The following is an 11,190-nucleotide window of genomic DNA, read 5'->3' as shown; positions in this document are numbered from 1 at the left end:
ATTATAAAAGTAAATAAAATATATTTTCTCTATATCAGAATAGATTTTTTAATCTAAATTTTCTGATTAATCACTATTTTATTTTCTTTTAGAATTCAATTATTACATTTGAAAACGCTTATCATCTCGTTTTCAGGGCAAAATACAGTAACGGTTGAAGAAAAATAGAATTTTTTTAGAAATTTTTTTCTATTTCCATATAATTCTATTGACTTCTAAATATTTTGTGAATTAAAATAATTACATAAATATCCGTTATATAGGATTAGGGGGAAACAAACATGGATGCAGCTTTAAAATTAGAAAAAGCTGGAGAGCAACAATCACCCAAAAAACATCCACCAGGATTATATTTGTTGTTCTTTACAGAGGCATGGGAAAGATTTAGTTATTACGGAATGCGTGGCTTATTAGTTCTTTATTTAACAACGAGCTTAGTAAGTGGCGGTTTAGGCTTTGATAAAGCAGTTGCTGTACAGATTTACGGTATTTTCACAATGTTAGTATACTTCACACCGATTATTGGTGGTTGGCTAACTGACCATTTCATTACGAAGCGACACGCCATTACCATCGGCGGTATCATTATGGCACTTGGTAACTTTGTACTATTTTCAATGAACACTAAAACTGGCCTTTTCTTAGGCTTAGGATTATTAGTTATTGGTAATGGATTCTTCAAACCAAATATTTCGACTTTATTAGGTCAATTATATAGCGAAAACGATTCTCGTCGTGATAGTGCCTTCACTATCTTCTACATGGGAATTAACTTAGGAGCTTTTATCGCTCCATTCATTTGCGGCTATTTTACAGATTATAAATACGGATTCTTAACAGCTTGTATCGGTATGATTATTGGTCAGATTGCATTTAATTCATTAGCACCTCGTTACTTAGGATCTATTGGAACAACTGTTGTCGGAAAACAATCTAAAGAAAACAATGCAAAAGTAATTGAGAAAAAACCTTTAACAGCACAAGAGAAAAAACGTACAGCTGCAATTTTAATTTTAACTTGTTTCGTTGTATTCTTCTGGGCAGGATTTGAACAAGCTGGTAGTTCTTTAACACTTTATACAGATAAATTCGTAGATCGTACAATTGGTGGATTTACAATTCCAACACCTTGGTTCCAATCTGTAAACCCATTGTTCATTATCTTATTGGCATTACCTGTTTCTGCATTATGGATTAAACTTTCAAAAACAAAAAATGGTGATTTAAAAATCCCAACAAAAATGGCATTAGGTATGATTTTACTAGGAGTTGGATATTTAATTCTAACTTTAGCTGTTTTAAAAACTGGTAGCGATGAAGGTAACATTACAATGAAAGCAAACTTACTGTTCATTGTGTTCACTTACATGTTCCATACAATTGGTGAATTATTCTTATCACCAATCGGATTATCTATGGTAAGTGCCATCGCTCCTCTTAAATTAGCATCTTTATTAATGGGTGTATGGTTAGCTGGTACTGGCTGTGCAAACTTATTAGCAGGACAATTAGCTGCTTTCACTCAATCTTTAGGATATTTAGAAGTATTCGCAAGCATCGGTGTTATCGTAATCGTGCTAGGATTAGTACTTCTTATGTTCTCTAAGAAAATTGCACATATGATGGAATAGCAAATAGAAAAGACGCTTCTACAATTAGAAGCGTCTTTTCTATTACATCTCTTCTAAAGCCGTCACATCCACGTGAACGCTCTCTCCTGGATTGGATACGTCATACACTTGAGCACTTCCCTTCTGCTCATCACAGCTCTCAATCCATACGGGGACTCCCTCATATGTAACATCAATTCTACTTGAAGAAGATAATATCTGTTTCACACGTTTTACATCCATTATATTATTCCTCCTTTGGCTTACAACACTCCTTTCTATCTTTTCATATCCCTTCAGAATATATTCCGTCAATTTAGCACTTCAACCGATAGTTTGTTTGTTTCTCACGCGCTAATATATACGCTCTCAAATCTTCCTATTATTACATCCTTTCCAAATAAAAAAAGACGTATATTTCACACGTCTTCTTTCCATAATATTCAAAAATCAAGAAAATAATGTTTTTACTACTTCACTTACTTTATCGTTATGAATTTGATAATACACTTCTAACCCGCGTCTCTCAAAGCGTACTACTTTATTTTGCTTTAATTTCGTTAAATGCTGTGAAACAGTTGATTGTGGTATTTCTAATACCTCTTGTAATTGTGTTACATTACATGTTCCACGCTGCATTAGTTCCATTACTAAACGTAGACGCAATGGATGAGCTAATGCTCTTAACATCTGTACGTCTTCTTCTGAAATACGACAGTCAAATTGGTTTTGGTTCATAAAATTCCCCTCATTTTCGTTTTTTATTTTCTTTATTATTTCTTTATTATTTATTTATATATCTGTTCTTATATTTCCTGTTACGACATAACTTTATCAACCTATAATGCTGAAAAATTTTTCCTCCTTTTATCAGCACACAGTTCAGGAAAAAATCCCTGCTGATTTTGAATATTATACTATATGATATAAAGAAAAAGCAAAACAAAGGGATAGTAATACTTTGCTTACAAATGTTGATTTATCAGCCTTTTTGTTATATTTTCACCTTACTGAAATGTACAGTAATGATATTGTAAAATATCGTCTATAATTGATAACCTATCGTAAAGTAATTTGACCATATTTAACCACTTTGTTACGATAAAAAGGAAATTTAAGTAAGGAGGATGATGTAATATTAAAAAATGGTTTATTATTGCGTTAATTAGCATTGCGGTTGGCTGGACTATTATCGATCACTTCCTATTAGACAACAAAGAAGATATAGTTTCAAAATCAAACACCCCAATTGGAACTGAAGTTGGCAATGTTGCCCTCAATTTCCTTCTGGAAACAACCACTGGTCAAGAAGTCCGCCTTACAGACTATAAAGGAAAAAAAGTAATATTGAATTTTTGGGCAAGCTGGTGTGGTCCATGCAAAATAGAAATGCCTGATATGGAAAAGTTTTATCATGATACTAAAGATATGGGGATTGAAATTGTCGCTGTAAATGCGACAGCTACTGAAAAAGACCCGAACAATGTAAAAAAATTTCTTGAAGAAAACAAATATACCTTCCCCGTCCTATTAGATCAGAAAGGACAGGCAAGTGCCGCATATCAAATCATCAGCATTCCAACATCTTTTGTCATCGATACAAACGGTGTCATTCAATATAAGCATGTAGGACCAATGACATATGAAAAAATGAAAGAATATGTAAATAATTTATAGAAGCGTAATCAAATCAATTTGATTACGCTTTTTGTCTACTTTATGAACAAAGCTTTTCTTTTAACACTATTATGGAATAATTATACTTTTTTACGTTGACAATAGTGTTGAAGGAGAATATACTAAGCATGTAAGTTGATTGTGAATTATTTCACAAATAATGTGAATTTCTTCACATATAATAGATAGGAGTTGTCATTATTATGAGTACTTGGACACAAATTTATGACCCATTAAACAACATTTGGTTATCTGCACTAATCGCAGCACTTCCAATTTTCTGCTTCATTATTTGTTTAGTGGGATTCAAAATGAAAGGTTATATCGCTGGTCTCTATAGTGTAATTGTAGCCATTATTCTTGCAATATTTGTTTATAAAATGCCAGCAACTATGGCCGTAGCATCTGCGGGATTTGGTGTTTTATCTGGATTTTATCCAATTTGTACTATTGTTATCGCAGCTATTTTCCTTTACAAATTAACTGTTAAAACAGAACAATTCAATGTCATTCGTGATAGTATTTCAAGCATTACAAATGATCAACGTTTACAAGTATTATTAATTGCTTATTCTTTCGGTGCTTTCTTAGAAGGCGCGGCTGGTTTCGGTGTTCCAGTTGCTATTACAGCAGCATTACTTGTAGGTATGGGCTTTAATCCATTAAAGGCAGCCGGTATTTGCTTAGTAGCTAATATCGCTGGTGGTGCTATGGGTGCTATGGGTATTCCAGTTACAGTACCTGCACAATTAACTCAGCTTGATGCATTAACTGTCGGTCGTCAAACTGTTTACATTTTACCATTCATTAGCATTGTTTTACCTTTCTTACTTGTTTCAATGGTAGATGGAATTAAAGGTATTAAAGAAACTTGGCAAGGTATTCTTGTAAGTGGTGTTTCTTTCGCAATTACTCAATTCCTTGTAACTTATTTCTTAGGTGCAGAACTTACTAATATTTTCGCAGCCGTTGTAAGTATGGTCTCTCTTGCATTATTCTTACGTGTTTGGCAGCCAAAATCTTCTGCTAAAGAAGAAAAACAAGAAGAAAAAGAATCTCATACATTCAATCAAATTTTATATGCTTGGTCTCCATTCGTATTCTTAACTGCATTCGTAACAATCTTTAATTTAAAACCGATTAAAGCTTTATTTGCTCCGGATGGTCCATTGGCAAACTTAGTATTTAACATTCAGTTCCCTGGTCTTCATAATGCGGTTATGAAAACTGCACCAATTACAAAGGCTGATACACCTTTCGCAGCTATTTTCAAACTAGATGTATTCTCTTCTACAACTACTGCGATTGTATTAGCAATTATCGTTTCACTTATCGTCTACCGCGTAAACGGCAAAATGATTAAAGAATTAATGATCGAAACAATAAAAGAATTAAAAGTTCCAGTATATACAATTTGTAGCGTTATCGCTTTAGCTTACGTAGAGAACTACTCTGGTATGTCATCTACACTTGGACTTGCATTCTCTTCTACAGGAAATGCATTCCCAGTTCTTTCTCCAATTTTAGGATGGATTGGCGTATTCATTACAGGTTCAGTCGTATCAAGTGGTTCATTATTCGCACCACTTCAAGCAGTAACTGCCGATCAGTTAAACCTCGTTCCATCTACTCTCGTTTCATTAAACGTAGTTGGTGGTACAATCGCAAAAATGGTTTCACCACAATCTGTAGCAGTTGCTTGTGCAGCAGTTGGACTAGTTGGTCAAGAATCTGCCTTATTTAAAACAGTGATGAAATATAGTTTAATCTTCTTAGCTATTATTAGCTTACTTCAACTTAACTCTGTATTTAATATCTTTTAAAATAAAACACCGATCCCTATATAAGGGGGATCGGTGTTTTACTTTATACTTTTTTATTTTTTAATAAAGATGCACCAGCAATTTCAGGATGCGTCATTTCGTATGGATCCAAAATAATATCAAGCTCTTCTGCTGTAAGTACACCATGTTCTAAACATAGCTCCCTAACAGATTTTCCTGTCGCAATTGCTTCACGTGCAATGCGAGAAGCTGCTTCATAACCAATATGAGGGTTCACTGCTGTAATAACTCCAACACTTTTTTCAACATATTGCTTAAGCAACTCTTCATTCGCTGTAATTCCTTTAATACAATATTCACGGAATACACGGAATCCATTGTTCATAATACTGATGGATTGAATTAAATTAAATACTAATACCGGCTCCATTACATTTAACTCTAATTGTCCAGCTTCTGACGCTAAGCAAATGGTATGGTCATTTCCAATTACTTGGAAAGCAACTTGGTTAATTACTTCTGCCATAACTGGATTTACTTTACCCGGCATAATAGATGAACCTGGTTGACGAGCTGGTAATTGGATTTCCGCCAATCCAACACGTGGACCAGACGCCATAATACGAAGGTCATTTGCAATTTTAGACATATTCATCATACATACTTTTAGTGATGCAGATACTTCTGTATACGCATCTGTGTTTTGCGTCGCATCAACTAAGTGCTCTGCACCAACAAGAGGGAAACCACTAAAATTTCGTAAATGCTTCACAACTTGTTCTATATAAGTAGGGTTTGCATTTAATCCCGTACCGACAGCTGTCGCACCCATATTAACTTCGTATAAATGTTGACGAGACTGTTTAATTCTTTTTATATCACGCTCTAGCACTCTGCTATATGCTTCGAATTCTTGCCCAAGGCGAATTGGAACTGCATCTTGCAAATGTGTACGCCCCATTTTAATGACGTGATCAAACTCTTTTGCTTTATCATGAAAAGCAGAGTGAAGTTCTTCCATTGTAACAAGAAGTTCTTCTAGCATCATAAGAGTTGCAATATGAATCCCAGTTGGGAACGCATCATTTGTTGATTGGGCCATGTTCACATGAGTATTTGGGCTAATTTTCGCATATTCACCTTTTTCGTATCCCATACGTTCTAACGCTCTATTAGCAATTACTTCATTAGTATTCATATTAATTGAAGTACCTGCTCCGCCCTGAATTGGGTCTACAATGAATTGATCATGGAACTTTCCATCCATAATCTCTTGTGCCGCTTCTGCAATTTCTTGCCCGATATCTTTAGCTAAGTAACCTGTATCTATATTCGCAAGCGCTGCCGCTTTCTTTACAATTGCCATTGCCGTAATGAGTGACGGATGAATGCGGTATCCTGTAATAGGAAAGTTTTCTACGGCACGTAATGTTTGTACACCATAATAAGCTACACTCGGTACTTCCTTTTCACCTAAAAAATCTTTTTCTATACGTATATCCTTCGTTGCTATCATTTTTCATCACCTATACTTTTCATTCTAAATCCTTATCTAAAGAATTCGCCCTATAAAATACGAGTATCATTAAAAGAATTCTTCAGTATCCACCTTCACTATATAGCACCTTTTTTGAAAGCGCAAACATTTATTTTTCTATATATACTTTTTATTAAAGTTTATATAATAGAAAATCCATTCATTCTTCTACTTTCTTTATTTCAACTCGCTTAATTTGATGCATATCCTTTTCAAGAACTTTAAAAGAAAAGCCGTGTTTCTCAATAATATCCCCCTCAGCAACGATTTGCTTTTGTACCATAATCCAACCACCAATTGTATCAACATCATCAGCCACCAATTGTATGCCAAATAAATCGTTTACTTCGCTAATAAGCACTTTCCCCTCTGTGATTTTACACACTTCACTTATATGTTCTATAGGTGGATGCTCATCTTCATCGTATTCATCTCGGATTTCTCCAACAATTTCTTCTAAAATATCTTCCAATGTAACAATCCCTGCTGTGCCACCATATTCATCATATAATACAGCTAATGGAATGCGCCTTCTTTGCATTTGCAATAGTAAATCATGGATTGGGATATTTTCTAACACTTCAATAACTGGACGTGTATATGGTGTAATCGAACACTCTTCATCTCGATTACCATCCATATAACGAATAAATAAGTCCTTTACATTAACCATCCCAATAATTTCATCTTTATCTTCACCAAATACTGGATATCTCGTATATTTTTCTTGTGCGATTACTTTAATATGTGTCTCAAACGGCTCATCTTCATATAAACCAACAACTTCAGTACGAGGTACCATGATTTCCTTTGCTACCCTGTTATCAAATTCAAAGATGTTATTTACATATTTAAATTCAGTTTGATTAATCTCGCCACTCTCATAACTCTCAGACAAGATTAATCTTAGTTCCTCCTCAGAATGCGCAACTTCATGTTCAGAAGCAGGATGTAAACCAAATAAGCCTGTCACAAATCGCGCAGAGCCATTTAAAGCCCAAATAAATGGATACATAACTCGGTAAAAATAAATAATGGGCTTTGATAATAATAAGCTAACTTGCTCTGCTTTTTGGATTGCAAAAGTCTTTGGAGCAAGTTCACCAATTACAACATGTAAAAACGTAATAACTGCAAATGCAATAATAAATGAAACTGTACTTGCAATTGCAGCAGATAAATCCAATTTTAAAAATAGCGGTTCGAGTAAATGTTTAATCGTCGGTTCTCCTAACCACCCGAGCCCTAAAGCAGTAATCGTAATTCCTAACTGACATGCCGATAAATACTCATCTAAATTTGAAGTTACTTTTTTAGCTGCCAATGCGCCTCGTCTTTTTTCACTAACGAGTTGATCGATACGACTGCTACGCACCTTTATAATTGCAAACTCTACAGCTACAAAGAAACCTGTCAGCGCAATAAGAACAGCTACCATCAATAATTTTAAAATATCCACATATGTCCTTTAGCTTTTCTTAGCTAAAGTTACACCTCCTTTAAATAAAGAAGTTTCACTTTAGTTTCTTCATTTACTTGAAAGCAACCCTATATAAAATTCACCAATTTTCAGCCTTCATACAATTCTAATGGCAAACCGTCAGGATCTTGGAAAAAGACGAATTTTTTTCTCGTTATCTCATCAACACGTATCAATTCCGTCTCAACATCGCATCGGTTTAAATGTTTAACAGCATCTTCTATATCAGTAACCGCAAAAGCTAAATGTCTAAGTCCAGCAGCCTCTGGAAAGCTTGCGCGGTCAGGCGGACTTGGAAATGAAAATAATTCAATTTGATACTCTCCTCCTACACATAAATCTAACTTATACGAATTTCGTTCCTTTCTATATACTTCATTCTTCACTTTGAAACCTAATATTCGTGTATAAAAATCCTTTGACACTTCATAATTTGAACAAATAATTGCAACGTGATGTATTCTACATATATTCATGATTCCTCTATTCCTCTCTTTACCAAACATGCATATTCTCACTTTAAATGAAAAACATATATCAGAATATCTCTTTTAGGGGGCTTATTATGAAATTTATCACTTTTTTCGTTGGACTTATTGTTGTTTTTTTCCTTGCCTACATTGCTAGCAACAATAAAAAACACATTAAATTCAAACCAATTTTCATCATGCTTATTATACAGGTAATTTTAACCTATTTATTATTAAATACAGAAGTTGGCCTCATACTTATTACGATAATTTCCAACCTGTTTACGAGGCTACTTGAATATGCTGCCAGTGGTATAAACTTTGTATTTGGCGGCCTTGCAAATAAAGGGGAAATGCCATTTTTCCTTAACGTATTATTACCGATTGTCTTTATCTCCGTCTTAATTGGTATATTACAACATTTCAAAATACTACCATTCTTCATTCGTTGGATTGGTTTCTTTCTTAGTAAAATAAACGGTCTTGGGAAATTAGAATCTTACAACGCCATCGCTTCCGCTATTGTCGGCCAATCAGAAGTTTTTATTACGGTAAAAAAACAATTAGCCCAAATTCCAAAACATCGACTATATACACTTTGCGCCTCTGCTATGTCAACAGTATCTATGTCTATTGTCGGTGCCTATATGACAATGATCGAACCAAAATATGTAGTAACCGCACTCGTTCTCAATTTATTTAGTGGTTTTATTATCGTACTCATTATTAATCCTTACGACGTTAACGATGATGAAGACATTTTGGAAATCAAAGGGGATAAACAAAGTTTCTTTGAAATGCTTGGAGAATACATTCTTGATGGTTTTCGCGTAGCCATTGTCGTCGGCGCTATGCTCATTGGATTCGTCGCATTAATGAGTTGTATTAATGACCTATTCCTCATTATATTCGGCATTACTTTCCAACAACTAATAGGCTATGTATTCGCCCCTATTGCATTTCTTATCGGCGTACCAAGTTCTGAGATTGTCACAGCTGGTAGCATTATGGCAACAAAGCTTGTAACAAATGAATTTGTAGCAATGATGGATCTTAGTAAAATTTCTAGCACACTCTCTATCCGTACAGTTGGTATTATTTCTGTCTTCCTCGTTTCTTTTGCCAACTTTTCTTCCATTGGAATTATTTCCGGCGCGGTAAAAGGGTTAAACGAAGAACAAGGAAATGTTGTTGCCCGCTTCGGCCTAAAATTACTATACGGAGCTACTCTTGTTAGTATTTTATCTGCGATTATTGTAAGTATTATGCTTTAATTAGGTAAAATTTTATCATTTTCTTATCCCTGTCTTTTGTATACAATAACGAATAGATGTCTTATAAAGTGAAACTTTAATCAGAGGGGGCTATCCCCCTCTGATTATTAGCCTTCACCAATCGGGCATTAACGGGCAGTTATCTCCCACCTAACTTCCTTGCATTCGCTGGACTTTGAGGTGGGAGTTTTACTGCCCGTTAATGCGGGATAAATAATCAAGACATCTATTTTTTATACATGTACAATACCTTTTATTTAGCGTACAATATTTTTTATGTATTTTAATACGCTTCTAGATGTATACACTTTGATTGTTTTAAAGGAGAAAAAATGATGAAATCCGACATTAACAACGAAACTCGAGCCAAAAAAGGACGCTTTAAGAAAAAACGTCTACTTTGGTTCCTTCTTATTCCATTATTGATTGTAGCACTTGGGGCAGGAGGTTACTCCTTCCATATATACAGTAAAGCAAAATCTGTTTTAAGTAATGCTTATTCTGAACTAGGCCGAGGAGATAAATCCAGCAAGCGTGAAAAAGCAGTTAAACCTATGACTGACAATATTTCTGTCCTGATTATGGGTGTTGATGAAAGTGATATCAGGGAAAAAGGTTACGGAAAAGCGACTCGTACAGATGCATTATTACTTGCAACAATTAATAAAAATGATAAATCTGTTAAACTGGTCAGCATTCCACGTGATTCACGCGTCTACATTAAATCACGTGATAAATATGATAAAATTACACATGCGCACGTATTTGGTGGTGTAGACAGCACAATTGATACAGTAGAAAACTTTTTAGATGTCCCAGTTGATTACTATGTAAAATTTAATTTCAAATCCTTTATCAAGATCGTTGATTCTCTAGGTGGTATAACTGTCGACGTTCCAGTTGAGTTCACAGAACAAAATAGTAGCGACGAGGCAGATGCGATTCACCTAAAAAAAGGGCGTCAACATTTAAATGGAGAAGAAGCACTTGCACTAGCGAGAACTCGTCATATCGACAGTGATTATATGCGTGGTCAACGACAACAACTTGTTTTAGAAGCTATTGCTGAAAAAGCACTGTCCCTTAATTCCATTAATAAAATCGGTGGCCTATTAGATGCTGTCGACAAAGACTTAAAAACAAATTTAACTTTCGATGATATGATGACGATTGCAAAAAATTCAATGGGTTCAGATTTAAAAATGGATAAATTGCAAGTGGAAGGTACTGATAAATATATAGGTGGTATTTATTATTACGTTCCAAACGAAAAGAGTGTTAATGATATATCGACAACACTTCAAGAACATCTCGGTGTTACGAATAAAAATGAGCATAAAAAATTATAATAAAAAGGC

10 protein-coding genes are annotated in these 11,190 nt (G+C 34.5%); 5 read left to right on the top strand and 5 right to left on the bottom strand.

Annotated features, from left to right (window positions below):
• The first annotated feature begins 281 nt into the window (after window positions 1-281).
• Complete coding sequence (locus V7038_RS06310) at window positions 282-1,631, top strand: peptide MFS transporter (protein ID WP_070127901.1); 1,350 nt, start codon at window positions 282-284, stop codon at window positions 1,629-1,631.
• A 42-nt stretch (window positions 1,632-1,673) separates the two neighbouring features.
• Here V7038_RS06310 and V7038_RS06305 read toward each other — a convergent pair whose 3' ends face one another.
• Complete coding sequence (locus V7038_RS06305; RefSeq protein ID WP_002010492.1) at window positions 1,674-1,853, bottom strand: acid-soluble spore protein H; 180 nt, start codon at window positions 1,851-1,853, stop codon at window positions 1,674-1,676.
• Window positions 1,854-2,060: 207 nt separating this feature from the next.
• On the bottom strand, window positions 2,061-2,348 hold the full coding sequence (locus tag V7038_RS06300) for an ArsR/SmtB family transcription factor (protein ID WP_001075217.1): 288 nt from the start codon (window positions 2,346-2,348) through the stop codon (window positions 2,061-2,063).
• 399 nt (window positions 2,349-2,747) lie between these two features.
• Between V7038_RS06300 and V7038_RS06295 the strand changes: the two genes are divergently transcribed.
• A complete protein-coding gene (locus tag V7038_RS06295; RefSeq protein ID WP_321145670.1) occupies window positions 2,748-3,287 on the top strand; it encodes a redoxin domain-containing protein in 540 nt (179 codons plus the stop codon).
• Window positions 3,288-3,490: 203 nt separating this feature from the next.
• Window positions 3,491-5,110, top strand: a complete 1,620-nt coding sequence (locus V7038_RS06290; protein WP_002114011.1) for an L-lactate permease — start codon at window positions 3,491-3,493, stop codon at window positions 5,108-5,110.
• A 43-nt stretch (window positions 5,111-5,153) separates the two neighbouring features.
• Here V7038_RS06290 and aspA read toward each other — a convergent pair whose 3' ends face one another.
• From aspA to gloA2, 3 genes are all read right to left on the bottom strand, one after another.
• Window positions 5,154-6,587, bottom strand: a complete 1,434-nt coding sequence (gene aspA / locus V7038_RS06285) for an aspartate ammonia-lyase (RefSeq protein ID WP_335469548.1) — start codon at window positions 6,585-6,587, stop codon at window positions 5,154-5,156.
• A gap of 181 nt (window positions 6,588-6,768) precedes the next feature.
• Entirely contained in the window at window positions 6,769-8,067 is a 1,299-nt protein-coding gene (locus tag V7038_RS06280; protein WP_070169849.1) for a hemolysin family protein, read from the bottom strand.
• A gap of 110 nt (window positions 8,068-8,177) precedes the next feature.
• Window positions 8,178-8,564, bottom strand: coding sequence for an SMU1112c/YaeR family gloxylase I-like metalloprotein (gene gloA2, locus V7038_RS06275; protein WP_033714312.1), 387 nt, complete (start codon window positions 8,562-8,564; stop codon window positions 8,178-8,180).
• Window positions 8,565-8,653: 89 nt separating this feature from the next.
• Between gloA2 and V7038_RS06270 the strand changes: the two genes are divergently transcribed.
• Both V7038_RS06270 and V7038_RS06265 read left to right on the top strand, forming a co-directional pair.
• Window positions 8,654-9,832: a NupC/NupG family nucleoside CNT transporter gene (locus V7038_RS06270; RefSeq protein WP_070127899.1), complete on the top strand. Its 1,179-nt coding sequence runs from the start codon at window positions 8,654-8,656 to the stop codon at window positions 9,830-9,832.
• 332 nt (window positions 9,833-10,164) lie between these two features.
• Window positions 10,165-11,181, top strand: coding sequence for an LCP family protein (locus V7038_RS06265; protein WP_002114001.1), 1,017 nt, complete (start codon window positions 10,165-10,167; stop codon window positions 11,179-11,181).
• Window positions 11,182-11,190: the final 9 nt, after the last annotated feature.

The organism is Bacillus sp. JJ783, from assembly GCF_036963225.1.
GTDB lineage: Bacteria > Bacillota > Bacilli > Bacillales > Bacillaceae_G > Bacillus_A > Bacillus_A cereus_U.
Note: the sequence above shows the minus strand (reverse complement) of the source record. Positions and strands in the feature narration are given on the sequence as shown.